This window comes from Pseudomonas sp. OTU5201 (genome assembly GCF_038440135.1).
GTDB classification, from domain to species: domain Bacteria; phylum Pseudomonadota; class Gammaproteobacteria; order Pseudomonadales; family Pseudomonadaceae; genus Metapseudomonas; species Metapseudomonas resinovorans.
This window is the reverse complement of sequence record NZ_JASATC010000014.1, coordinates 46,998-70,990: the sequence shown is the minus strand read 5'-3', so window position 1 is coordinate 70,990 and position 23,993 is coordinate 46,998. Positions and strand designations below refer to the sequence as shown.

21 protein-coding genes are annotated in these 23,993 nt (G+C 63.6%); 14 read left to right on the top strand and 7 right to left on the bottom strand.

The features are described 5' to 3' along the window. Positions 1 to 35: 35 nt before the first annotated feature. The 5 genes from AAHM40_RS11135 (at position 36) to cfaB (ending at position 6,034) form a co-directional block, all read left to right on the top strand. On the top strand, positions 36 to 461 hold the full coding sequence (locus AAHM40_RS11135) for a F0F1 ATP synthase subunit epsilon (protein ID WP_120653847.1): 426 nt from the start codon (positions 36 to 38) through the stop codon (positions 459 to 461). A 105-nt stretch (positions 462 to 566) separates the two neighbouring features. After that, positions 567 to 1,931, top strand: coding sequence for a bifunctional UDP-N-acetylglucosamine diphosphorylase/glucosamine-1-phosphate N-acetyltransferase GlmU (gene glmU, locus AAHM40_RS11130; protein WP_342244695.1), 1,365 nt, complete (start codon positions 567 to 569; stop codon positions 1,929 to 1,931). Between the two features lie 138 nt (positions 1,932 to 2,069). Then, positions 2,070 to 2,840: a DeoR/GlpR family DNA-binding transcription regulator gene (locus AAHM40_RS11125; RefSeq protein ID WP_342244694.1), complete on the top strand. Its 771-nt coding sequence runs from the start codon at positions 2,070 to 2,072 to the stop codon at positions 2,838 to 2,840. Positions 2,841 to 2,855: 15 nt separating this feature from the next. Continuing rightward, the gene (glmS, locus tag AAHM40_RS11120; protein WP_342244693.1) at positions 2,856 to 4,706 is read left to right on the top strand and encodes a glutamine--fructose-6-phosphate transaminase (isomerizing); all 1,851 of its coding nucleotides are present in this window, start codon (positions 2,856 to 2,858) and stop codon (positions 4,704 to 4,706) included. 140 nt (positions 4,707 to 4,846) lie between these two features. Further along, a complete protein-coding gene (gene cfaB, locus AAHM40_RS11115) occupies positions 4,847 to 6,034 on the top strand; it encodes a C17 cyclopropane fatty acid synthase CfaB (protein ID WP_342244692.1) in 1,188 nt (395 codons plus the stop codon). On the opposite strand, the gene folE2 is transcribed toward cfaB, so the two are convergent. Next, positions 6,022 to 6,912 (bottom strand): GTP cyclohydrolase FolE2, encoded by an 891-nt coding sequence (folE2, locus tag AAHM40_RS11110; protein WP_342244691.1) that lies wholly within the window; start codon positions 6,910 to 6,912, stop codon positions 6,022 to 6,024. The two genes, cfaB and folE2, sit on opposite strands and share 13 nt — an antisense overlap. Before the next feature lie 69 nt (positions 6,913 to 6,981). On the opposite strand from folE2, the gene dksA reads away from it, so the two are divergent. From dksA to AAHM40_RS11095, 3 genes are read left to right on the top strand one after another with little or no spacing between them, the layout of a single operon-like run. Continuing rightward, the gene (gene dksA, locus AAHM40_RS11105; RefSeq protein WP_342244690.1) at positions 6,982 to 7,401 is read left to right on the top strand and encodes an RNA polymerase-binding protein DksA; all 420 of its coding nucleotides are present in this window, start codon (positions 6,982 to 6,984) and stop codon (positions 7,399 to 7,401) included. Positions 7,402 to 7,412: 11 nt separating this feature from the next. Beyond that, positions 7,413 to 8,621, top strand: coding sequence for a zinc metallochaperone GTPase ZigA (zigA, locus tag AAHM40_RS11100; protein WP_342244689.1), 1,209 nt, complete (start codon positions 7,413 to 7,415; stop codon positions 8,619 to 8,621). After that, on the top strand, positions 8,621 to 9,265 hold the full coding sequence (locus AAHM40_RS11095) for a DUF1826 domain-containing protein (protein WP_342244688.1): 645 nt from the start codon (positions 8,621 to 8,623) through the stop codon (positions 9,263 to 9,265). The genes zigA and AAHM40_RS11095 overlap by 1 nt, the downstream gene beginning before the upstream one ends. A 23-nt stretch (positions 9,266 to 9,288) precedes the next feature. On the opposite strand, the gene AAHM40_RS11090 is transcribed toward AAHM40_RS11095, so the two are convergent. Beyond that, positions 9,289 to 9,636 carry an NADH:ubiquinone oxidoreductase gene (locus tag AAHM40_RS11090; protein WP_342244687.1) on the bottom strand — a complete coding sequence of 116 codons (348 nt, stop codon included), beginning with the start codon at positions 9,634 to 9,636 and terminating at the stop codon, positions 9,289 to 9,291. Between the two features lie 80 nt (positions 9,637 to 9,716). Between AAHM40_RS11090 and AAHM40_RS11085 the strand changes: the two genes are divergently transcribed. Beyond that, positions 9,717 to 10,682, top strand: a complete 966-nt coding sequence (locus AAHM40_RS11085; protein WP_342244686.1) for a CobW family GTP-binding protein — start codon at positions 9,717 to 9,719, stop codon at positions 10,680 to 10,682. Between the two features lie 204 nt (positions 10,683 to 10,886). On the opposite strand, the gene AAHM40_RS11080 is transcribed toward AAHM40_RS11085, so the two are convergent. The 3 genes from AAHM40_RS11080 to AAHM40_RS11070 all read right to left on the bottom strand — a co-directional run bounded on the left by AAHM40_RS11080 (position 10,887) and on the right by AAHM40_RS11070 (position 15,646). Further along, positions 10,887 to 12,194: an MFS transporter gene (locus AAHM40_RS11080; RefSeq protein WP_342244685.1), complete on the bottom strand. Its 1,308-nt coding sequence runs from the start codon at positions 12,192 to 12,194 to the stop codon at positions 10,887 to 10,889. A gap of 357 nt (positions 12,195 to 12,551) precedes the next feature. Next, positions 12,552 to 13,889, bottom strand: a complete 1,338-nt coding sequence (locus AAHM40_RS11075) for a sigma-54-dependent transcriptional regulator (protein ID WP_342244684.1) — start codon at positions 13,887 to 13,889, stop codon at positions 12,552 to 12,554. A gap of 2 nt (positions 13,890 to 13,891) precedes the next feature. After that, a complete protein-coding gene (locus AAHM40_RS11070; RefSeq protein WP_446731560.1) occupies positions 13,892 to 15,646 on the bottom strand; it encodes an ATP-binding protein in 1,755 nt (584 codons plus the stop codon). Between the two features lie 111 nt (positions 15,647 to 15,757). Between AAHM40_RS11070 and AAHM40_RS11065 the strand changes: the two genes are divergently transcribed. Then, the gene (locus AAHM40_RS11065) at positions 15,758 to 16,636 is read left to right on the top strand and encodes an alpha/beta fold hydrolase (RefSeq protein ID WP_342244683.1); all 879 of its coding nucleotides are present in this window, start codon (positions 15,758 to 15,760) and stop codon (positions 16,634 to 16,636) included. Positions 16,637 to 16,727: 91 nt separating this feature from the next. On the opposite strand, the gene AAHM40_RS11060 is transcribed toward AAHM40_RS11065, so the two are convergent. Further along, a complete protein-coding gene (locus tag AAHM40_RS11060; RefSeq protein ID WP_028626981.1) occupies positions 16,728 to 17,132 on the bottom strand; it encodes a DUF3301 domain-containing protein in 405 nt (134 codons plus the stop codon). Positions 17,133 to 17,180: 48 nt separating this feature from the next. Next, the gene (locus AAHM40_RS11055; protein ID WP_342244682.1) at positions 17,181 to 18,716 is read right to left on the bottom strand and encodes a sensor domain-containing diguanylate cyclase; all 1,536 of its coding nucleotides are present in this window, start codon (positions 18,714 to 18,716) and stop codon (positions 17,181 to 17,183) included. Positions 18,717 to 18,906: 190 nt separating this feature from the next. Between AAHM40_RS11055 and AAHM40_RS11050 the strand changes: the two genes are divergently transcribed. The 4 genes from AAHM40_RS11050 (at position 18,907) to AAHM40_RS11035 (ending at position 23,007) form a co-directional block, all read left to right on the top strand. Further along, a complete protein-coding gene (locus tag AAHM40_RS11050) occupies positions 18,907 to 19,290 on the top strand; it encodes a DUF2946 domain-containing protein (RefSeq protein ID WP_342244681.1) in 384 nt (127 codons plus the stop codon). An 88-nt stretch (positions 19,291 to 19,378) separates the two neighbouring features. Continuing rightward, the gene (locus AAHM40_RS11045) at positions 19,379 to 20,752 is read left to right on the top strand and encodes a PepSY-associated TM helix domain-containing protein (RefSeq protein ID WP_342244680.1); all 1,374 of its coding nucleotides are present in this window, start codon (positions 19,379 to 19,381) and stop codon (positions 20,750 to 20,752) included. Positions 20,753 to 20,853: 101 nt separating this feature from the next. Continuing rightward, positions 20,854 to 21,324 (top strand): copper chaperone PCu(A)C, encoded by a 471-nt coding sequence (locus AAHM40_RS11040; protein ID WP_342244679.1) that lies wholly within the window; start codon positions 20,854 to 20,856, stop codon positions 21,322 to 21,324. A gap of 282 nt (positions 21,325 to 21,606) precedes the next feature. Beyond that, on the top strand, positions 21,607 to 23,007 hold the full coding sequence (locus AAHM40_RS11035; protein WP_342244678.1) for a mannan-binding lectin: 1,401 nt from the start codon (positions 21,607 to 21,609) through the stop codon (positions 23,005 to 23,007). Positions 23,008 to 23,993: the final 986 nt, after the last annotated feature.

The window sequence follows — 23,993 nt, the reverse complement described above, 5'->3', positions numbered from 1 at the left end:
GCGCCCGGCAACGGGCGCTTACGTGAGGCAAGCGTATGGCTATTACTGTCCATTGCGATATCGTCAGCGCCGAAGCGGAGATCTTCTCCGGTCTGGTGGAGATGGTGATTGCGCACGGCCACCTGGGCGATCTGGGTATCGCTCCGGGTCACGCCCCGCTGATCACCGACCTCAAGCCGGGTCCGATCCGCCTGGTCAAGCAGGGTGGTGAGGAGGAGGTGTACTACATCTCCGGTGGTTTCCTCGAGGTCCAGCCCAACATGGTGAAGGTCCTGGCCGACACCGTGCTGCGCGCCGGCGACCTGGACGAAGCTGCTGCTCAGGAGTCCCTCAAGGCTGCTGAGAAGGCCCTCCACGAGAAGGGCGCGGAGTTCGATTACTCCGCCGCCTCCGCTCGTCTGGCCGAGGCCGCGGCGCAGCTGCGTACCGTCCAGCAGATCCGCAAGAAGTTCGGCGGCTAAGGCCCAAGGCTTCATTGTGGATAAGTAAAAGGGTAGCCTTGGCTACCCTTTTTCTTTTCCGGCATTCCGGTTTTCGCTTACCAGCCTGATTCGGTGATTTTTTCCATGTCCCTCGATATCGTCATCCTCGCCGCTGGCCAGGGCACGCGCATGCGTTCGGCCCTGCCCAAGGTGCTGCATCCGGTGGCCGGCAAGGCCATGCTCGGCCACGTCATTGACTCCGCCCGCAAGCTCGATCCCCAGGGCATCCACGTCGTCATCGGCCATGGCGCCGAGACGGTACGCGAGCGGCTGGCCGCGGATGATCTCGGCTTCGTGCTGCAAGCCGAACAGCTGGGCACCGGCCATGCCGTCGCCCAGGCCCTGCCGCAGCTCAGTGCCGAACGCGTGCTGATCCTCTATGGCGACGTGCCGCTGATCGAGGTGGAGACCCTGCAGCGCCTGCTGGAGAAGGTGAAGGACGACCAGCTCGCCCTGCTCACCGTGGACCTGATCGATCCCACCGGCTACGGCCGCATCGTTCGCGACGCGGCGGGCCTGGTGAAGGCCATCGTCGAACACAAGGACGCGACCCCTGAGCAGCGCGCCATCTGCGAAGGCAATACCGGCATTCTCGCCGTGCCTGGCAAGCGCTTGGCCGACTGGCTGGGGCGGCTGTCCAACAACAACGCCCAGGGCGAGTACTACCTCACCGACGTCATCGCCATGGCCGTGGCAGACGGGCTGGTGGTGGCCACCGAGCAGCCCCATGACGCTATGGAGGTGCAAGGCGCCAACGACCGCATCCAGCTCGCCGAGCTGGAGCGTCACTTCCAGAAGCGCGCGACGCGCCGCCTGATGGCCCAGGGCGTCACCCTGCTGGACCCGGCGCGTTTCGACCTGCGTGGCGAAGTGACCGTGGGCCGCGACGTGCTGATCGACATCAACGTCATCCTGGAAGGCCGCGTGGTGATCGAGGACGGCGTGCAAATCGGCCCGAACTGCGTGATCAAGGACAGCACCCTGCGCCGTGGCGCGATCGTCAAGGCCAGCAGTCACCTGGAAGGGGCCGAACTGGGGGAGGGTGCCGACTGCGGTCCGTTCGCCCGCCTGCGTCCGGGTTCCGTGCTGGGGGCCAAGGCCCATGTGGGTAACTTCGTCGAACTGAAGAATGCCGTGTTGGGCGTAGGTGCCAAGGCCGGCCACCTCACCTATCTCGGCGATGCCGAGATAGGTGCGCGCACCAACGTCGGCGCCGGCACCATCACCTGCAACTACGACGGCGCCAACAAGTTCCGCACCGTCATGGGCGAGGACGTATTCGTCGGCTCCAACAGCTCCCTGGTGGCTCCGATCATCCTGGGTGACGGCTCCACCACCGGTGCCGGATCCACCATCACCCAGGACGTGCCGGCCAACAGCCTGGCCGTCGGTCGCGGCAAGCAGCGCAACATCGAAGGCTGGAAGCGCCCGGTAAAGATCAAGAAGTAAAGGCTGTGGAAAACCCGGCTGTGGATAACCATAGCCGGCCAAGGGGCGGCCAAGGCCGCCTTTTGTCGTTTTCGGGGTTGACGCATAGCCTTCGTTAGGTTTTGATTCGCGTCATTATCTTTCGAACCGAAACTTTCGTTGATGACGAAACGCAATACGCCGCAACGCCGCCATGCGATCCTCGCGCTGCTTGACCAGCAGGGCGAGGTGAGTGTCGACGAACTGGCGAAGGCCTTCGCCACCTCCGAAGTGACCATTCGCAAGGACCTCACCGCACTCGAGAAGAACGGCCTGCTCTTGCGCCGCTACGGGGGTGCCGTACCGATGCCCCAGGAGCTGATAGGTGAAGTCAGCCAGCCGGTGTCTTCCTACAAACTGGCCATTGCCCGTGCCGCCGTCGGCTCCATTCGCGAGCACGCGCGCATCATCATCGACAGCGGCAGCACCACGGCGACCATGATTCCTGAGCTGGGGCACAAGCCCGGCCTGGTGGTGATGACCAACTCCCTCAGCGTCGCCAATGCGCTGCGCGAGCTGGAGCATGAGCCCGTGCTGCTGATGACGGGCGGCACCTGGGACCCACATTCCGAGTCCTTCCAGGGCCAGGTGGCCGAGCAGGTCCTGCGCTCCTATGACTTCGACCAGCTCTTCATCGGTGCAGACGGCATCGACCTGCAGCGCGGCACCACAACTTTCAACGAGCTGCTGGGCCTTTCCAGGGTCATGGCCGAAGTCGCCCGCGAAGTGATAGTCCTGGCCGAGTCCGACAAGGTCGGCCGGCGCATCCCCAACCTCGAACTGCCCTGGAGCAGTATCGATACCCTGATTACCGATGAGCGCCTTGCCCCGGAAGCGCGCGAACAACTGGCCGCGCGCGGGATCAAGCTGATCTGCGCGAGCATTGATTGAGAAAGGAGAACAACCATGTGTGGCATCGTTGGCGCCATCGCCGAGCGCAATATCACCGCAATCCTGGTCGAGGGCCTGAAGCGCCTTGAGTACCGAGGCTACGACAGTGCCGGCGTGGCCGTATTCAGCCACGAAGGCGAGCTGGAACGCCGCCGCCGCGCCGGCAAGGTCGCCGAGCTGGAACAGGCCCTGCTGGATGAGCCCCTCGCGGGCCGCCTGGGCATTGCCCACACCCGTTGGGCCACACATGGCGCCCCCTGCGAGCGCAATGCCCACCCGCACTTCTCCGGCGAGCAGCTGGCCGTGGTGCACAACGGCATCATCGAGAACCACGACGCCCTGCGCGAGCAGCTCAAGGGCCTGGGCTACGTCTTCACCTCGGATACCGACACCGAGGTCATCGTCCATCTGCTGGACCACAAGTTGGCCGCGCTGGGCGACCTCACCAGCGCGCTCAAGGCAGCCGTGACCGAACTGCACGGTGCCTACGGCCTGGCCGTGATCAGCGCCAAGCAGCCGGACCGCCTGGTGGCGGCCCGCAGCGGCAGCCCGCTGGTGATCGGCCTCGGCCTGGGCGAGAACTTCCTCGCCTCGGACCAGTTGGCCCTGCGCCAGGTCACCGACCGTTTCGTTTACCTGGAGGAGGGCGACATCGCCGAGATCAGCCGCGACAGTGTGCAGATCTGGGACCAGCAAGGCCGCTCCGTACAGCGCGAGCAGGTGCAGTACCACGAAGGCGCCGAGGCCGCCGACAAGGGCGAGTACCGCCACTTCATGCTCAAGGAGATCCACGAGCAGCCCAAGGTGGTGCAGCGCACCCTGGAAGGCCGCCTGGGCGACGACCACGTTCTGGTCAATGCTTTCGGCCCGCGCGCCGCCGAGCTGTTCGCCAAAGTACGCAACGTGCAGATCGTCGCCTGCGGCACCAGCTACCACGCCGGCATGGTCGCCCGTTACTGGCTCGAAGGCCTGGCCGGCATTCCCTGCCAGATCGAAGTGGCCAGTGAGTTCCGCTACCGCAAGGTGGTGGTGCAGCCGGACACCCTGTTCGTCACCATCTCCCAGTCGGGCGAGACCGCCGACACCCTGGCCGCCCTGCGTAACGCCAAGGAGTTGTCCAGAGAAGAGGGGGGCTACCTGGCCAGCCTGGCCATCTGCAACGTCGGCACCAGCTCGCTGGTGCGTGAGTCCGACCTGACCCTGCTGACCCAGGCCGGCCCGGAAATCGGTGTCGCCTCGACCAAGGCCTTCACGACCCAGCTGGTTGGCCTGATGCTGTTGACCCTGTCCCTGGGCCAGGTGCGCGGCACCCTCGAGGCCGGCGTCGAAGCCGGTCTGGTCGAAGGGCTGCGTCGCCTGCCGACCCACCTGGGCGAAGCCCTGGCCATGGACAAGACCGTGGAGAAGGTCGCCGAGCTGTTCGCCGAGAAGCACCACACCCTGTTCCTCGGCCGCGGTGCCCAGTACCCGGTGGCGATGGAAGGCTCGCTGAAGCTCAAGGAAATCTCCTACATCCATGCCGAGGCCTATCCGGCCGGCGAGCTCAAGCACGGCCCGTTGGCCCTAGTGGACAGCGACATGCCAGTGGTCACCGTCGCGCCAAACAACGAGCTGGTGGAAAAGCTCAAATCCAACCTGCAGGAAGTGCGTGCCCGTGGCGGTGAGCTGATCGTGTTCGCTGACCGTGAAGCCGGTATCGACAATGGCGTGGGCACTCATGTGGTGGCCATGCCGCACATTGATGACTCCCTGGCACCGATCCTCTACACCATCCCTCTTCAACTGCTGTCCTACTACGTCGCCGTGCTCAAGGGTACTGACGTGGACCAACCGCGAAACCTCGCGAAGTCCGTGACTGTCGAATAGTTCACGCTCCTCGAACTGGAAGAAGCCCGGTTCGCCGGGCTTTTTTGTTGGCTAAATTGATGGAGGCTATCAACTCGATAGCCTGACAACCGTTCAGGGTGGTCTACCTTTCCAGTGTCCTTGGTGAAGGAGGAGTCCTCATGCTTGCGCAACTTCCACCGCTCCTGCGCGATCTGAAACTGCCGCTCCGCTTGCGGCTCTGGGATGGCAAGGAAATCGACCTTGGCCCGAATCCCACGGTGACCATGACGGTGAAAGATCCCAGTCTGGTCTCGCTGCTCAACCGGCCAAGCCTCGACATGCTGGGAGCTGCCTACGTCGAAGGGCGCCTGGAACTGACCGGGCCGATTCTGGAGGTGATCCGGGTTGGCGATGCCCTGACCGAAGCGCTGATCGGTGACGAAGAGGAGGTGGTGCCCGAGCGGCAGTCTCATGACAAGGCCACCGACGCCGCGGCTGTCTCCTATCACTACGATCTGTCCAATGACTTCTATGCGCTCTGGCTGGACCCTGAGATGGTCTATTCCTGCGCTTACTTCCCGACCGGTACCGAAGATCTGGCCAGCGCCCAGCAGGCCAAGCTGCACCACCTCTGCCGCAAGCTTCGGCTTAAACCCGGCGAGTATCTGCTGGACGTGGGCTGTGGCTGGGGCGGGCTGGCACGCTTCGCTGCCCGTGAGTACGGTGTCCGGGTGTTCGGCATCACCTTGAGCCAAGCGCAACTTGATCTGGGGCGGGAAAGGGTCAAGGCCGAAGGGCTAGAGGATCAGATCGATCTGGAACTGCTGGATTACCGTGACTTGCCGCAGGACGGTCGCTTCGACAAGGTCGTCAGCGTCGGCATGTTCGAACACGTCGGCCATGCCAATCTGCCGGTTTACTGCCAGCGGCTGTATGGTGCAGTGCGCGCAGGAGGACTGGTTATGAACCACGGCATTACTGCGCGCCATCCGGATGGCCGTCCGGTCGGACGGGGTGCTGGCGACTTCATCGACCGTTACGTCTTCCCTCACGGCGAGCTGCCACATCTGGCCACCATGGTTGCGGAGCTCAGTCTCGCCGGCCTCGAAGTGGCGGATGTGGAAAGCTTGCGGCTGCACTACGCGCGGACCCTGGAGTTCTGGAGCTGCAATCTGGAAGCCAACCTGGCCAAGGCCTCCCAGTTGGTGCCTGAGCAGGCGCTACGCATCTGGCGGTTGTATCTGGCGGGGTGCTCTCATGCCTTCCAGAAGGGCTGGATCAACCTGCATCAGATCCTTGCCACCAAGCCCCATGCGGATGGGGCACTTGAACTGCCGTGGAGCAGGGCGGACCTCTACGTCTCATAGCGCCAGGCATATTCAGCTACGGCGTCGTGGGCGTGCAGGCTTTCCGAATGCACGACCCGTAGCTTGAAGCCCTCCAGCCAGTCGTGTTCGCGCAGGGCCCTGCCCAGGCGTCGAGCGGCATCCTCGCAGAACATCAGATTCTGGCCATTGGCCAGGGCGAAGGCTTGCTCATCCGCCCGCTTGACTGCTGTCTGGACGGCGGTGCCCAAGGCCTGTTCGGCCAGATCGGTCAGACGACGAATCGGAATGGTTTGGAACGTTCCCAGGTGCACCCACAGCCTGGCGTTGCTGCGCTGGCTGTGCGGGGTGGCGACAATGCCCTGGGGGCTGTCCAGCCAGGCCAGCACGCGCTCCAGCTCCAGTGGGTGGTCGGCGAAATCCTTGGTGAAGCGTTGCTGGATCAACTGACGAGCGAGGGCGGCGGAGCATGGGCACGTGGACGAGTACGCCAGCTCCAGCTGAAGTTCCACGTGGAACCCCCGTCGATCCTGGCGCGCAAGGATTTCAAAGGGATACGCCCTCCATCCAGACAGGGCGCTGATCAGCGCTGGTCGCTTGAGCAGCATCTCGCCGTACAGCCTCAGGCTGGCGCTAGTGGACAGCCCTTGATGACTATCCAGGAAGCGCGCCAGCACCCCGCGCAGGAGGTGGGTGGACATTTCCTGCCGCTCCAGTTCTTCCAGCGCCAGATAAAGCCGCGACATATGGATTCCCCGGGCACTGGCGTCATCCAGGCTGACGCCTGCATCGGCGTGCGCGATGACGCGCTGGCCTTCTACCAGCAATGGCTGAGCAATACCGCACATGCCGACCCAGTCCAGGGGCTGGTTGTGGCCGGTGGCTTGGGCGGCGATATCCGGGAGAGGGATGATGTTCATCGGACGGGCTCTTGAAATTGATGGTGTATGTTATGTTATAACAAAAGTAAGTCAATGAAGATCGCCAGCATGCCAGACACTCCACTCAGCCGCGAAGAACCGTTGACCCAACCTGCCGAGGCCTACATGAACGACATCCAGCGGGTGTACTTCCGTGACCTGCTGCAGCGCCAGCGAGAGGCATTGCGTCGGCGCATCGACGGTGGGTTTGGTGCGCTGCGCGAGGTCGAGCCCGTCAGTGACGAACTCGATCTCGCCAGCCGCGAGGAACAGCGCTTGTGGCAGTTGCGTCTGCTGGAACGGGAGAAGCGCCTGCTGGACAAGATCGACGAAGCTCTGAGTCGCATCGCCCGGGGCGAGTATGGCTGGTGCGAGGAAAGCGGCGACCCCATTGGCCTGCGTCGACTGTTGCTACGCCCCACGGCAACCCTCTGCTTGGAGGCCAAGCAACGCCAGGAACTACAAGAACGCCACCAGCGCCCCGCCTGAAGGACACCACAATGGACCAACGCCTACCTGTCACCCTGCTGTCCGGCTTCCTCGGCGCGGGCAAAAGCACGCTGCTCAACCATGTGCTGCGCAATCGCGATCAGCTACGTGTGGCCGTGATCGTCAACGACATGAGTGAAATCAACATCGATGCCAGCGAGGTACAGCGGGACGTCAGCCTGAACCGCGCCGAAGAACGCCTCGTGGAGATGAGCAACGGTTGCATCTGCTGCACCCTGCGTGAGGACTTGCTGGAAGAGGTCAGTCGTCTCGCCAGTGAGGGGCGCTTCGATTACCTGCTGATCGAGTCCACTGGCATCTCCGAACCGCTGCCGGTGGCCGAGACCTTCACCTTTCGCGACGAGCAAGGCCGAAGCCTTTCCGACGTGGCGCGCCTGGATACCCTGGTGACGGTAGTGGATGGGGTGAACTTCCTGCGTGACTACCAGGCCGCAGAAAGCCTTGAAAGCCATGGTGAATCCTTGGGTCAGGACGATGAACGCTCGATCAGTGACCTGCTGATCGAACAGGTGGAATTCGCTGACGTGTTGTTGATCAGCAAGGCCGACCTGATCTCCAGTGCTGAGCGCGACGAACTGACCGCCATCCTGCGCCGCCTTAATCCCGTTGCTGATGTGCTGCCCATAGTCATGGGCCAGGTGGACCTCAAGCGTATCCTCGATACCGGCCGTTTCGATTTCGATCGTGCCGCCCAGGCGCCGGGCTGGCTGAAGGAGTTGCGGGGCGAGCACACCCCGGAAACCGAGGAATATGGCATCGCTTCCACCGCGTACCGCGCGCGAAGGCCGTTCCATCCGCAGCGCTTTTTCCGCTTTCTGAACCGCGAATGGAGCAATGGTCGCCTGTTGCGTTCCAAGGGGTTCTTCTGGCTGGCCAGCCGCTACCGCGATGCCGGTAGCTGGTCTCAGGCCGGTGGCCTGATGCGCTATGGCCTGGCTGGTCCCTGGTGGCGCTTCGTACCCCGTGAGCGCTGGCCCGACGACGAGGAGGGCCTGCGCACGGTTCTCCAGCACTGGACGACGGACGTGGGTGACTGCCGTCAGGAACTCGTATTCATCGGCCAAGGGATCGATTTCCAGCGCCTGAACGCCGAGCTGGATGCCTGCCTGCTGGATGACGACGAGATGTCCGGGGGGCCGGAAGGCTGGAGTCTGCTGCCCGACCCCTTCGGCCCGTGGCACATCGAGGAGGCTGCCTGATGCTGGCACAGCAGTTGGATTCCACCCCATACCCGGTGCTGGGCGATGGCCCCGATGTGCTCGGTGAGGTTTTGCAGGACGGGGTCAACCTCGCTATCTGGCGCCGGCAACTACCCCTACATATCCAGGGCTTCGCCAACAGCCTGCTGGCGCTGGGTGAGCCGCTGGCCGAGTCCCTGGTCCTGGAACTGCCAGATGCGGATTGCGAGCCCAACCTCTCTGACCTTGTCGCCGACTTCGCCGATCTGGAGGGGCACCGGGGATTCGTCGCGGACGTGAGATGGCTGGTGCGAGCCTTTGCCTGTCTGGTGGATGCCCGGCGCATCGGCTTGCGTCTGCGCCGCCTGGACAAACCCATGTGCCCGCGATTCCACGTTGACCATGTGCCGCTACGGCTGATCACCACCTACGCGGGAGCGGGCAGCCAGTGGCTGCGAGAGGGAGAGATGCTGCGTTCGCGGCTGGGCGATCCGGCCGCCGAGCCGGTCCGGGTTGTGGATAACCAGCAGATGGCTGCCGGCCATGTAGCCCTGTTCAAGGGAGAGAAGTGGCAAGGCAATGAGGGGCGTGGAATTATCCACAGGTCGCCGCAGGCCGTACTGGGCAAAGGCCGGTTACTGCTTACACTGGACTGGCTGGGTTAGGTGCAGCTTATGGCGGTTCTGCGTCACTCCCACTGGCCCTGGCTCTGCCCCTCGCAAAAGGGCTTCAGGTAGCGCGCATCGCTGGCTACGCCGTAATAGTGGATGTCCTGGCGATAGGGCTGGTTGCTGACTCTGGCATTGCGACAGACGCCGAAGGCACCGGTGGGGCAGTTATCCACAAAGCTCACGTCGATCTTCTGCCCTTTCATTTCCGGCTTGCAGAAGCCGTCACGGAAGAGTTGCCGCGGGATGCTACGGTTCTCCTGGCAGATCTTCACGTCCACGCCCTCGCCCTTGCTGTGCACCACACAGGCTTCGGCATGGGCACCAGAGGACAGCAATAGCAGCACGGGCAACAACCAGACACGCATCGGGAGGGTCTCCAGGCAATGAAGGACGCGACTCTAGCACGGTGCTTTCTAAGCCCGCTGTGAAGCAGCACCATAGGTCCATGCTTACTCATATTCCTACCCATCTTATTGCCGGGCCCCTGGGGGCAGGCAAAACCAGCCTGATCCGTCACCTGCTGGCGCAGCGTCCTGCGCACGAACGCTGGGCGGTGCTGATCAACGAATTCGGCCAGATTGGCCTGGATGCCGCATTGCTGGCCCGCAACGACGACGGTATCGCCATCGCCGAGGTGGCGGGCGGCTGCATCTGCTGCGTCAACGGCGCGCCCTTCCAGGTTGGCCTCGGCCGGCTACTGCGCAAGGCACGGCCGGACCGGCTACTGATTGAGCCCTCCGGGCTCGGACACCCGGTCGAGCTACTGCGACAGCTATGCGAACCCCCTTGGGAGGGCGTTTTGGCGCTACAGCCAAGCGTCATGGTGCTGGACGCGGCGGCGCTGGCTACGGGCCAGCTACTGCCAGACAGCCAGAGAGAGGCGATTTCCAGTGCTGGCCTGGTGCTACTAAACAAGGCCGAAAACCTGGATTTGGCCACCTGTGAACAACTTTCCGCCAAATTACCTGCCGTACCCCTGCTGTGGACGACACAGGGTAGGCTCGATATCCAGAGCCTTCCAGGCATTCATGCACAGAGTGGAAAAGCTGTTGGTATCAATGACTTACCAACAGGTGTGAATAAGCATCAGGTTCTGTGGAGGAACCCGGCCGAACCGATCTGCCAGATCCAGGCGAACGACGACGCCTGGAGCATCGGCTGGCGCTGGCATCCCAGCCAGCAGTTCGAGCTGATGCGTGTGCAGCAATGGCTGGCCAGCCTGCCCTGGCGCCGCGCCAAGCTGGTACTGCAGAGCAATGCTGGCTGGCACTCCGGCAACGCCCTGGACGGCGCGCCGATCCACTGGCAGGCCAGCGAATGGCGCAGGGATTCGCGTCTGGAGCTGATCTTCGCCGGGCCCCAGGACGAGGCGGCGCTGAAGGCGGGAATGGCGGCTTGCCGGCTGGGCTGAACGAGGGGCTGCGGATAGCCGCTGTGCCTGTGGGGGCGAATTCATTCGCCAAGGGCGGCATAGCTGCCCCATGCAAGCCATAAGGGCAGACCCGAGGTCTGCTTGGCGATTGAAATCGCCCCTACAGGGAACGCGCCCGGATGCTCCATGTGGAAACGAAAACGGGCCCCGAAGGGCCCGTCTCTTGTTGATCCGAAGGAGGGATCAGTCCTGGTTCATCCGCGAATGGGTGCGGGTGTCCTTCATGAACACGTACACCAGCAGCGAACAGGCGATACACGCCGTGACGTACCAGTAGAAGCCGCTTTCCATGCCGATGCTCTTGAACCACAGGGCCACGTACTCGGCGGTGCCGCCGAAGATCGACACGGTCAGTGCATAGGGCAGGCCCACGCCCAGGGCGCGGATCTCGGTGGGGAACAGCTCGGCCTTCACCACGGCGTTGATCGAGGTGTAGCCGCTGACGATGATCAGCGCCGCCATGATCAGGAAGAACGCGCCCCACCAGGTCTCGATGGTGTGCAAGGTGCTGAGGATCGGGTAGGTGAACAGGGTGCCCATCACGCCGAAGGCGATCAGGATCGGGCGCCGGCCGATCTTGTCGGAAAGCCCGCCGACGATGGGCTGTAGCAGCATGAACAGGAACAGCGTGGCGGCCGAGATCATGGTCGAGTCGTTCTTGGCCATGCCCACGGTGTTCACCAGGTACTTCTGCATGTAGGTGGTGTACGTGTAGAAGGCCAGGGTGCCGCCCATGGTCAGGCCGATCACGGTGAGCACTTCCTTCGGGTGGCGCATCAGGGTGCGCAGCAGGCTTTCCTTCGGCTTGTCCTTCTTCTTGGTGAAGGAGTCAGTTTCTTCCATGCCGCGACGCAGGAACATGGCCACTACCGCGCACAGTGCGCCGATGAAGAAGGGCACGCGCCAGCCCCAGCTTTCCAGCTGCTCGGTGGTCAGGGTCTGCTGGAGGATGATCAGCACCGCCAGCGCGATGAGCTGACCGGAGATCAGGGTCACGTACTGGAAGCTGGAGAAGAAGCCGCGTTGCTCCTTGGTTGCCATCTCCGACAGGTAGGTGGCCGAGGTGCCGTATTCACCGCCCACCGAGAGGCCCTGCAACAGGCGTGCGACCACCAACAGGATCGGCGCCGCCACACCAATGGTCTCGTAGCTGGGGGTCAGGGCGATGATCAGCGAGCCGAAACACATCAGCAGCACCGAGGCCAGCAGCGCGGCCTTGCGGCCCTTGCGGTCGGCGTAGATGCCCATCAACCAGCCGCCGATGGGGCGCATAAGGAAGCCCACGGCGAAGATCGCCGCCGTGTTGAGCAGTTGGGCGGTCATGTCGCCCTGGGGGAAGAACGCTTTGGCGAAGTACAGCGAGAAGGCGGCGTACACGTACCAGTCGTACCACTCGACCAGGTTGCCGACCGAACCGCTGAAAATGGATTTGATGCGTTGCGATGTCGTGCGGGCTTCTGCAGAGGCAGCCAGGGTGCTGGAGCTATCCATCATCTTTCCTCGACGCTTAGTAGTTGTTGTCGTGGGCGCTGGCCAAAGCCGCGCTTGTGCGCAGGGCACTTAGCAGGAGCTGTGCCAGGAGAGAAAAGACGCGGAATAGAGGGGTTGCAGCCTGATTTCGCGGCGCTCATGCGCGGAATCTTGCCGATGCCGCGGGGGTGATGAGCAAGATTCCGCCGATGGCGCAGTTCCACGTTTAGGGCCGATTTCAATGGCTATGTCTGCATGACGTGTTGTAGCCAGCTCCTACAAGGCTCTTGGCCGGATGGGAAATCTCTCAACAGCTAACGCAGACATAGCGATTTCAATCGCCAAGCGGACCGTTGGTTCGCCCCTGCCGGGGTGAGGTCAATCGTCGGCGTCCGGGAGGAACTCGCTGCGCTCCAGGCCGTGGCGGACCATCTTCTCGTTGAGGGTGCGGCGCGGCAGTTGCAGCAAGGTCATCACCGCCTTGATGTCGCCCTGGCAACGGGCCAGGGCCTGGCGCAGGCATTGCGCCTCGTAGGCTTCCATCAGGTCGGCCAGGGAGGGCTCGCCTTCGCGTTCTGCCTGGCCTGTGGATAACCCCAGTACGTGGCGCTCGGCGGCGTTGGCCAGTTCGCGCACATTGCCTGGCCAGTTGTGGGCGAGCAGTTGCGCCAGCTCGGCCGGTGTCAGGGTCGGTTGTGGCCGGCCCAGCCGCTCACTGGCCTGGCGGGAAAAATGCTCGAACAGCAGGGGAATGTCCTCGCGCCGCTCGCGCAGCGGTGGCAACTGCAGTTCGGCCACGTTCAGGCGGTAGAGCAGGTCCTCGCGGAAGCGCCCGGCGCGGACTTCCTCGCGCAGATCCGGTTTGGTGGCGGCGACCACGCGGATATCCACAGCAATGCTCTGGTTCGAGCCCAGGCGCTCCAGGCGCTGTTCTTGCAGAACCCGCAGCAGCTTCACCTGCTGGGCGAGGGGCATGCTTTCGATCTCGTCAAGGAACAGCGTGCCGCCGTGGGCGTGCTCGATCTTGCCGATGCGCTTGCCTTGGGCGCCGGTGAAGGCGCCGCTTTCGTGACCGAACAGCTCGCTCTCGAAGAGATTCTCCGGGATGGCCGCACAGTTCAGTGCCACGAAGGGTTTACCGGCACGGGGGCCAAAGTCGTGCAGGCAGCGCGCGACCATTTCCTTGCCGGAGCCGGTCTCGCCGCGCAGCAGGATGTTCACGGGTGTCGTGGCGAGGTCGAGCACCTGGCGTCGCAGCTGCACCATGGGGCGGGCCACACCAAGCAGGCGACCGTCGAGCTGGTCCTTGAGTTCCGCCTGCACGCGCAGACGACGGTTTTCCTGGACCAGCCGGCGCTTTTCCAGGGCGCGGCGCAGGCTGTCCAGCAGGCGCTCGGCGGTAAAGGGTTTCTCGATGAAGTCATAGGCGCCGAGGCGCATGGCTTCGACCGCCTGGGGCACATCGCCATGGCCGGTGACCATCAGGAAGGGCAGTTCGCGGTCCAGCGCTTGCACCGCCTGGAGCAGGGCCATGCCGTCCATGCCGGGCATGCGCAGGTCACTGACGACTACCCCGGGGAAATCGGGATCAAGGCGTTTCAGGCAGTTCTCAGCGCTGGATTCCACCCGCACTTCGAAGCCGGATAGCTCAAGCCATTCTTGCACTGCTTCGCGGATGGCCGCTTCGTCGTCGACGAAGATCACCTGGGCTGTCATGGCTATTCCTCTCTGGCTTTATCCACAGGCAGGCGCAAGCTGAACAGCGCGCCCTCGCCCTGGTTGGCGGCGCTCAGGGTTCCGCCCAGTTCATGGACAATGGCGTAGGACACCGCCAGCCCAATTCCTAGGCCGGCACCCGCCGGTTTGGTCGTAAAGAAGGGGTCGAAGACCCGTGTCAGGTCTGCTTCGGCGATGCCGCCGCCGTTGTCGGCGACTTCGAGCAGCCAGTGGGTGTCTTCGCGGCGCAGTGTTATCCACAATCTCGGGTCCGGCTTGCCGGCCACGGCGTCGAGGGCGTTGCGCAGCAGATTGACCAGTACCTGCTCCAGGCGGATGGCGTCACCCGAGACCCAGGCCGGCATGCTCAGCTCCTGGCTGATCTGCACCCTGGCATCGCGCAGATTGGGCGCTAGCAGTTGCAGGGACTTATCCACAACGCTGCCCAGTTCCAGGCACTCGCGCAGGCCGCCGGGAGTCTTGCGTGCATAAGTCTTGAGGTGGCCGGTGAGCGCGGCCATGCGCTGCAACAGCTCGTCATGGCGCGATAGCGCGTTGCGCGCTTGCTCCAGCTGGCCGCTGTCCAGCATCAGGCGCAGGCTGGCCAGGTGCATCTGCAGCGCAGTGAGCGGCTGGTTGATCTCATGGGCCAGGGCTGTGGACATCTGCCCCAGGGCCGCCAGCTTGGCGGCCTGGATCAGCCCGTCCTGGGCGGTGCGCAGGGCGGCGGTACGTTGCTCCACCAGTTGTTCGAGCTCCTCCCGGCTGCGCTGGCGGATGCGCGCCAGGCGCCAGCGTTGGTGCAGGAACAGCCCGAGGAAGAACAGCGCCAGCCAGGCGCCACCGGCGGCAAGGCTGGCGGCACGCGCGCTGCCGGCCGCCTCCTGCGGCGTGCGCAACAGGTGCAGAGTCCAGCCTTCACTGGGCAGCGGCAAGCTTTCCCAGAGATAGTCGGCGCGACCTTTTGGCCCTTCGACCCGGACCAGTCGACTGCCTTCGCCGAAGTCGATGCGCGTATTGTGGATAAGTGGCGCCAGGGGTTGCTTGTCGTACTGGCGGGTGGTGGCCATCTCGGCGCGGCCCTCGGCGGAGATCGGCTGCAGTTCCCGGTAGCGCCATCCTGGCTGGTTGGCGATGAACACCACGCCTCGGGCGTCGCTGACCAGGATGATGTCCGATCGCTGCCCCCATTCGTGTTCCAGTTCGGGGAATTCCAGCTTCACCACGATGGCGCCGATGAAGGCCTCGTCAACGCTGCGCACGGCGCTTGCGAGGAAGTAGCCAGGAATCCCGCTGGTCACGCCCACCGCGTAGAAGCGGCCGCTGCCAAAGCGCCGGGCTTCCGCGAAGTAAGGGCGGAAACCATAGTTGTGGCCGACGAAACTGGTGGGCAGGCGCCAGTTGCTCGCGGCTACGGCCAGGCCATCGCGGTTCAGCAGTTCCAGAGTGGTGGAACCGGCGGCGCGGTTCATCTGTTCGAGCTTGAGGTTGAGCAGCTGCTGCTCGTGTTTATCCACAGGCCCGGACAGCGTGGCCCGCAGCTCTGGGTCCAGCGCCAACACAGCGGGCAGGGCTCGGAAGCGGTCGATCAGGGTGCGCAGGCTGCCGGCGTAGAGCGTGAGCTGCTCGCGAGCCTGTTCACCTTCATCGCGCAGGGCCTGGCGCTCCGCCTGGCGGCCGGCCAGATGCATCGCCAGGAACAAGCCGGCGAGCAGCAGCAGGGTCAGCAGGGCGATGCGCTGGGAGCGGGAAATCAAGGCGTGGCGTCCGCAGGTAAGAGGCGGCGACGATATCACGGCCGGCTATGGCCACTGCTCTCGACCAATGTCAGCAGATACACTTCGCGCAGACATTTCGAGGCACGTTCGATGCAATTGATCCCTTGGTCCCACTCGACTTCGGCCGGTTTCACCCTGCGGGGCTGGCACAGCCCGGCCTCCGGCAAGCCGCTCCTGCACTTCCTTCATGGCAATGGTTTCTGCGGTCGCACCTACACGCCCTTGCTGCAGGCACTGGCAGAGGATTTCGACCTCTGGCTCTGCGATATCCAGGGCCACGGTGACAGCGACCATGGTGGCCGCTTCCTCGGCTGGAACCGCAATGCGGAACTGGCGGTGGAAGCGTTCGAGTGCGGTCGCGGGCAGTTCGGCGAGGTGCCACGGGTGGCGGTGGGGCACAGTTTCGGTGGTGTACTGAGCAGCCTGATCCTGGCCCGACATCCCGAGCTGTTCAGCCGAGCGGTATTGCTCGATCCGGTGATCTTCACCCCGGCGATGATCGGCGTGATGGCCTTTTCCGAAGTCCTCGGCCTTCACCGCCGCACCACCATGGCCAGTCGCGCGCGAGCGCGACGCAACCACTGGGCTGACCGCCAGGCCGCGTGGAGCGGCCTGCACGGACGCGGCATCTTCAAGGGCTGGACCGAGGAGGCCCTGCAGGGCTACGTCGACCACGCCATCAAGTCTGTGGATAACGGCGTCGAGCTGAAGTGCCGGCCGAGCCGCGAGGCGGAAATCTTCAGTTCCTTCCCGAAACGCCTGTGGCCGTCCCTGGGCCGCATCGTCACGCCGACCCTGATTCTTCACGGCCAGCAAAGCTACCCCTTCGTGGCCAAGTCGGTGGCGCGCCTGACCGCCCTAAACGGTCATGTCAGTGCGCAGGTGGTGGAGGGGGGACACTGCTTCATGCAGGAGTATCCACAGGCCAGCGCCGAGCGCACGGCCGAGTTCCTGTGGCGTGCGCTATGAGCCATGCCTGCCGGTACGACTGGTGGGATGTTATCCACAGAATGCAGCGCCACGAGTCGGGCTGGGCGCTATCGGATGAACTAGGTGCGGTTCAATCCACCCGGCGCTGCTCATCCGGCTTGGGATGGCTACGCCGCCACTCGTTCATGTGGATAACCTTGTCATCGAGCTGGGGTTCGGCCTTGAACGGGTGGGCCTCGACGTCGATGCGGCCCAGGTGGTTGCCGAACATCTGGATGCTGCCGGTGAGGCGCTGCTCGCCGGTGACGGTGAACTCGAAGTCATAGACGCGCGCCAGACGGCGATTGCCCTTACCGTCGCGCACCATCGCCAGGCGGCGGAAGGCGACATTGCCATCCAGCAGTTCCACATCGAGCCGGGCGCAGTGCTGTTTGGCCAGGGCCAGGGCACGCTCGCGCACACCATGGCCGCGCCACAGCCAGGCTGCACCGGCGGCGAACAACATCAGCAGGAAAACGTCAGCCAGGCTCAGCATGATGACTCCAGAAAGATAGGCCCAAGCTTAAACCATCCAAGGGGATTTTCAGCTGGCCATTTCGACGCGGTTTCGTCCCAGTTGCTTGGCTCGGTAGAGCGCCGCATCGGCCACACCCTGCAGGTGGTGCAAGTCGTCATTGGCGCCGACGCTGGCCAGGCCGATGCTCACGCTGACCCGGATGGGACCCGCCGGCGCGGCGATCTCCAGACCTTGCAGCGCCATGCGTAGGCGCTCCAGCAGGTGGTGGGCGGAATCGGCGCTGGTGTCCGGCAGCAGGAAGATGAACTCCTCGCCGCCATAACGGGCGAAGAGGTCGGTGCGTCGCGCCTGCTGCTGGCAAAGCTGGCTGAACTGACGCAGTACTTCGTCACCTACCTGGTGCCCATGGCGGTCGTTGATCTGCTTGAAGTGGTCCAGGTCGAGCAGCGCCAGGCACAGTGGCGAACTTTGCCGCCGTGCCCGCTGCAATTCCTGTTCGGCACGCTCTTCGAAGGCACGGCGGTTGAGGGCGCCGGTGAGTGGATCGGTGGTGGCAAGGTGCAGCAGCTGGCGCTCCAGGGCCTTGCGATGGCTGACGTCGCGGATCTCCACCAGGCGCTGCTGGGACTCGTCCAGAGAGGCTATGGCCAGTTCAGCCGGGAAACTGCCGCCGTCGCCACGGCGCGCCTCGATATCGTGCGGGCGGCCATCGGCCTGCCGTAGCAGGTTGGCCAGCAGCGGTCCCTCGGCCTCACCGACCAGTTGGGACAGGGGCTGGCCGAGCAGTTCATCCCGGCGCTGGGCGAAAAGCTGTTCGAGCATCGGGTTGGCATCGAGGATGCGGCCGTCCTCCACCACCAGCATGCCGGCGTTGGCGACACCCATCAGGCGCTCGAAGCGATGCGCGTTGGCCTCGGCCTCGCGGGCATGGCGCTGGCTGTCTTGGAGGATGCGGCGCATGGTCATCAGCGCCAGGCCCACCAGGGCGATGACCCAGAGCGGGATGCCGAAGTTGTAGGGCAGCAGGTAGCTCACCGAGCGGGTGACATCCGGATGCTCCACCTGCTGCAGCCAGTCATGCACGCCGATGGCCGCACGCAGCAGCGTGACCAGTGCATAGCCCAGCAGGGTGATGCCGACAAACAGCCGTACGCTGCGCAGCGCGGGCTCGCGCCGTTCGGCCAGGAGCACATAGCACGCTTGCAGCGGCAGGGCACCGCCGATGGCTGCATAGAGGGCGACCATCAGCTCGGTATTGATCGGGCTGATCCAGTACCAGCAGTTCACCACGGCCATGGCGCCAGCACTGGCCGGTACCGTCCAGTAAGGCGGGCGCAGGCCCAGGAAGCGGAACACGCCGAGCAGCAGGATGGCTTCGCCTGCGAGTTGGGTGGCGTTGCCCAGCACATTCAGGAGTGGGCTGCCGCTGGCCATGAAGCCCATGAACAGCAGGATGCCGAGGATCAGGGTCCAGGCGCCGGCCATCCAGAATCCAGGTCCCCTGTAGGGCCGCGAGAAATACCAGAGTGCGGTGCAGGCGACGGCGCTGGCGAGCATCAGATTGAGCCCGAGCAGCATGGGGGAAAAATAGAGGCTTTCCATCGAGGCCCTCCCGGGCCTGGTATCCGACGCGTGGATTCTGGCATCGCCAGGTGCGGCTGTCTTGCGGCCAAACGGTTGGAAACGCGGCGCATTCGGCCTGCGGCCTTCTATCCCAGCGACTAGGCTTCTACCCAGGCAGGGGCTTGGCTAGCATAGGTGCCCCCCGACACACCGGCATGGAACCTTCCCAGTGACTCACGGCAGAGCACGACAGCGCGGCGCCTGGCTTGGCCTTCTGGCCATGCTGCTGCTGTTCGTCGGTCCGCTGGTGTCCCAGGCGCGGGACATGGGGCCGGGCGGAGCGCCGGCCTGGATGGATGAACTGGCCTGCGCCACTGACCACCGCGCGCCCAGCCATGAGCCGTCCATGCCCAGCCACGAGATGTCCTGGGCCAAGTGCGGCTACTGCACTCTGCTGTTCAACTCACCGGCCCTCAGCCCCAACGCGCTGCACGGGCTGGTCCTGACCGACCTCGCCATCCCGGCTCCGACCTCGGCGACCCAGGCGGGTCATGGCTCCCGGGCAATCTTTCCCGGCGCCCTGACCCGCGCTCCCCCCGCTGCACTCGCCTGATCCAAGCAACCCCGTTACCGCATTTCTCGCACAGGCTCCGGCAAGCCCGCTGTGCGCGCGGACCATTGGCTCATCCGGGAGCACGACAATGTCGAAGAGCACGGTCTCCTTCTACAACCTGGCGTGGCGCTGGCATTTCTATGCCGGGCTGTTCGTCATCCCCTTCATGATCATGCTGGCGGTCACCGGCAGCATTTACCTGTTCAAACCCCAGCTGGACAACCTGCTTTACAGCGACCTGATGCGGGTCCAGCCTGCCGGGCAGGCGCTCAGTGCTGACCAGCAGCTGGACAAGGTGCGTCAGGCTTATCCACAGGCGGCCGTCAGCCAATACCAGCCACCGGTTGATGCTGAACACAGTGCGCAGTTCGTAGTCAGCCTCGACGAGCGCAAGACCAACCTGTTCCTCGACCCCTACAGCGGCCGGGTGTTGGGTGCCCAGGACGCGCAGAACAACCTGCAGGCTATCGCCCGCTCGCTCCATGGCACCCTGCTGATCGGCACCGCTGGCGACCGGCTGATCGAGCTGGCTGCCGGCTGGGCCATCGTCCTGGTGGTTTCCGGGCTCTACCTCTGGTGGCCACGTGGCCAGGGCATGCGCGGCGTGTTCTGGCCGCGTCTGGCTAATCGCGGACGGCTGTTCTGGCGCGACCTGCATGCGGTGACCGGATTCTGGGGGGCCCTGCTGCTGCTGTTCATGCTGCTCACTGGAATGACCTGGACCGGTTTCTGGGGAGAAAAATTCGCTGATGTCTGGAACCGCTTTCCGGCTGCAATGTGGAACGAAGTGCCCACGTCCGACCAGCAGGCCCGTAGCCTGAACAGTGCGACCGACCAGACCGTGGCCTGGGCGGTGGAAAGTACCCCGCTGCCGGTTTCCGATCCCCATGCCGCGCACAAGGGCCACGGCACCGCCGGCATGGCCGAGCAGGCTGGCCAGGTGCGCCTGCAGCAGGTGGTGGACACTGCCCGCGCGCGTGGTGTGGTGCCGGGCTACAGCATCACCCTGCCGGCTGACGCCAGCGGGGTTTACAGCATCGCCGTGTTTGCCGACGACCCGCGCAACGACGCCACCCTGCACTTGGACCAGTACAGCGGCAAGGTGCTGGCGGATATCCGCTGGCAGGACTACGGCCTGGTGGCGAAAAGTGTCGAAATGGGCGTGGTGCTTCATGAAGGCAAGTTTTTTGGCCTGGTCAACCAGCTGCTGATGTTCGGTGTCTGCCTGCTGATTCTGCTCAGTTCGGTGAGCGGCCTGGTGATGTGGTGGAAGCGCCGTCCGCAGGGCAGCCTCGGCGTGCCGCCGTTGCGCCATGACGTGCCGTTGTGGAAAACCGCGGTGGTGATCATGATCGGCCTCGGTATCGCTTTCCCGTTGGTGGGCTTGTCTCTGCTGGCGGTCTGGGCACTGGACTGGCTAGTGCTGTCGCGCATCGGCGGCAGCAAGGTGGTGGCCGGCTAGACCGGTGATGCAGGCGCGGCGAGGTCGTCGCGTCTGCAAGGGAAAGTAATCGGTGTCCGCCGGGGGTGGTCGCCAGTCAATCGAATGAATGGAGTTCCAACATGCGCAAGACCTTGCTGGCCCTGGGGGCCCTGCTGGGCTTTTCTGGCACCCTGACCGCCCATGAATACAACCTGGGCTCACTGCACATCGAACATCCCTGGGCCCTGGCCGTGCCCGCGGTATCTCCCAATGGCGCCGCCTACCTGGTTATCCACAACAAGGGCGCTGAGGCCGACAAGCTGCTTGGTGCCGACACCGCCCGCGCCGGCAAGACCGAGGTCCACGAGCACCTGCACAAGGACGGCCTGATGAAGATGCAGCAGGTTCCCGGCGGCCTGGACATTCCCGCTGGTGGCGAAGTGCGCCTGGAGCAGGGTGGCTACCACCTCATGATGTTCGGCCTGAAGCAGCCGTTGAACGCTGGTGACAAGTTCCCCATGACCCTGCACTTCCAGAAGGCGGGCGACCTGGAAGTGGAAATCCACGTGCAGAAGGAAGCGCCGTCGGGTTCCAGCGAGCACCAGCACTGATGTCTCCCACGCGGGGCCTTGTGGCCCCGCACCTCCACGCGCCCAGTTATCCACAGCCACCGCTTGGCGGCCTGGTTTGCCGGGTGGCGGCGCCTCTTCTAGCCTGAATCCATCGCACGGAGCACCCGCCGGCAGGACGCCAGCCCCCGCGCATTACGCGGCCTCGCTTAATCATCTGCCTCCGCTGTTTCCTGGCGATGCACTGCATCGGTCCTGGGGCGTTGCGCATAACGCAGCGCCCGGCTGGTCCGCGCCCTGATGAGCCGAACAAGGAGATGGAAGATGAACACAGCAAGGACATTCCGTGTTGCCTGGTTCCTGTCATTGATGTTGCTCTGTGCAGGCCCGCTGCTGGTCGCCAGTTCGGCGCAGGCGGCCAGTCCCGCATGCAGCGCCAGCCAGGATTGGATCACCAACCCCGCCCCACCCAGCGAGATTCCTGAAGGCAGCAATGCCGATTTCTGCGACTTCTACCAGTTCGCCTGGCAATGGTTCTTCCAACTGGTGAGCCCGTCCCAGAGCGATCCGAGCCTGCGCAACTTCCAGGTCAACGCCAATTACCCGATCCTCCAGGCGACCGGCACCAATTCCTGTGATCCGGCCAAGCAGGCCGAAGTGATGTTCGTGCGTCGCGATAAGCCCATCGCTGCCGGCACGCCCTTCCAGATTCCGGACCGCACCGGCCAGGCGGGTGGCGGCGACACCATCTTCGACCAGAATGGCAATGTGGTCTTCTATGAGATCCGCTTCAGCCAGAGCCTCTGCAATGTGGCGCAGATCCAGAGCGCGCCGAACTTCCCGGCCGGTACCACCGAGTTGAAAAGTGCCTGGCGGATCATCACCGATGCCGACAAACCGAATTACTTCTGGATAGAGGCAAACGTGGATGGGGTGCCCGGCAACGAGCTGCTGGGGCTGGTGGGGTTCCACATGGCCATCGCCACTGCGCTGCACCCGGAATTCATCTGGGCCACTTTCGAGCACCGCAGCAACGTGCCCGAATGCAGCAATCCGGGGACTGCTCCGGCTGGCGGATGGTCTTTTGCCAGCCCGACCTGTGCTGTGGATAACCCACCCTCGACCTGCAACATGAACCAGGCCGCGCCCAGCACCAGCCTTACCGGAACACCCTCGGAAATCTGCCGGGTCTACCACGACGGGACCAACACCGCCGACCACGAAGCCGCCACCAACATCACCGATATCGACAGCCTGAACACGCAGATCCAGGGCTTTCTCTCGGCATTGGGCAGCGACAATCCCATGAGCGTCTGGCAGAACTACATGAATGTCGGTGCCCTCTGGGAAAACGACGTTACCCAACCATCCTCCACATTCTCCAACCAGCGCGGCTCCATGCGCCTGGCCAATTCGGTGATGGAAACAACCTTCCAGAACGTGGACCCGACGCAACCCTTCATTTCCAACTGCTTCGGTTGTCACAACTTCAACGGCAGTGGAAACAGCAACACCATTCCCTGGGCCAGCTTGAGCCACATCTTCGACGACGTGATGCAGGGCCAATGTGCCACCCCGCAGGACGTGCAGGCCGGGCCCATCTGGAACAACAGCCAGGCTGCGCAGACTTGCCCGCAGGTGTGCAACAGCAAGGGCGGCTGGAACGGCAATTGGAAGACCACTGAACCCGGCAGCATGTCGGTCTGCGGCTGCTGCGGGGGATAAGTCCGTTTCACGGAGTCTGATCGTTTATTGATCAGATCCATGCAGGCCACGCCAGTCGAGGGATACAGCCGTGCCCGCACAGCTTATCCACAGACGGCTGCACAGATAATGTGAGCAGCCGTCTGTGTAAGTCATTGAAATTGTGTGAAAAATGCTCAATTGGCGGAAACCGGCGCCGTATCTGGCTTCCAGCCATCCATGGACATCTTGTGCACAGGACCATCCACGCAATTTGGGTACAAGCGTGGAAAATCATTCACGAGGTTGTGGATTACTTGCCAGCACCTAGAAGCTCCAAGCGACGGCGTCGCCGTGAAGGCAGGACTGGTCAGAGAATGATCAGACGGCTGAGGGGGGCACCAACACTGGCCTGCAGCGATGCCTGAACAGCTTATCCACAGATGCCTGCACAGATAATGTGCGCAATGCATAGCACAAGTGATTGAAATAGAACGAAAAATGTACAAAAGCTGAAAAGCTGCGACGGGCCTGCTCCCTGGAAGTCGAACTACAGTTTATCCACAGATGAGTCCACGGGTTTTGGGTAAAAGCGCCTGTTCCCTGTGAGCAGATCTCTGGTATTGGACACCTTTATGGAAAGTTGCCCACCAAGCCAGGCGCCTGGGCCATGTTTCGCGGATGAACTCACTCCCAAAGTAAAGGCGGCGCAACACCTTATGCACAGTGGATCCTTGCCAGCTTCAAGCTGGATAGAACGTGATCAGATCGATGGAGGCCGCGTCGGCTGTGACCTGCAGAATTGTCCGCACAAGCTATCCACAGAGGGCTACACAGATATTGTGCGCAATGGTCGAGTTATCCCTATGATTTGGCTCGAAAAATATCCAGGCAGTGGAAAGCTGCGCCAGGATTGGACGCTGTACATCCATTGACATCTTATCCACAGAAATATCCACCGGAACTGGGGGGAAAGGCTCTGCAATGGGTATCTCCACCAAAGGAAGAAGGCAGAACCAGCGCGTGCT